At 75.5% G+C, this 314-nt stretch carries 1 protein-coding gene; it reads right to left on the bottom strand.

The genetic code is table 11. The annotated features are described in order from the left end of the window. Positions 1–198 (bottom strand): hypothetical protein (locus tag JHD82_RS30540; RefSeq protein WP_374191684.1); only part of this gene is annotated, 198 nt, incomplete at its 3' end. Positions 199–314 lie beyond the last annotated feature (116 nt).

Genomic DNA, 314 nt, shown 5'->3' on the forward strand with positions numbered 1-314 from the left:
ACCGCAGCCCGTGAGGGCGAAGGTCTCCCAATGAGCCTTCTCGTCAAGGCCGCGCCCGGCCGCGTCGTCACCGACATCACGCCCGCCAGCGCGGGCTGGAAGCACATCCACTTCAAGGCCCTGAGGCCTGTCTCTTATACACATCTGACGCTGCCGACGAAATGCGAACAGTGTAGATCTCGGTGGGCGCCGGGTCATTAAAAAGGGGGGGGGGGGGGGGGGGGGGGGGGGGGGGGGGGGGGGGGGGGGGGGGGGGGGGGGGGGGGGGGGGGGGGGGGGGGGGGGGGGGGGGGGGGGGGGGGGGGGGGGGGGGG

This window comes from Delftia sp. ASV31 (assembly GCF_016428765.1).
Lineage (GTDB): Bacteria > Pseudomonadota > Gammaproteobacteria > Burkholderiales > Burkholderiaceae_C > Comamonas > Comamonas acidovorans.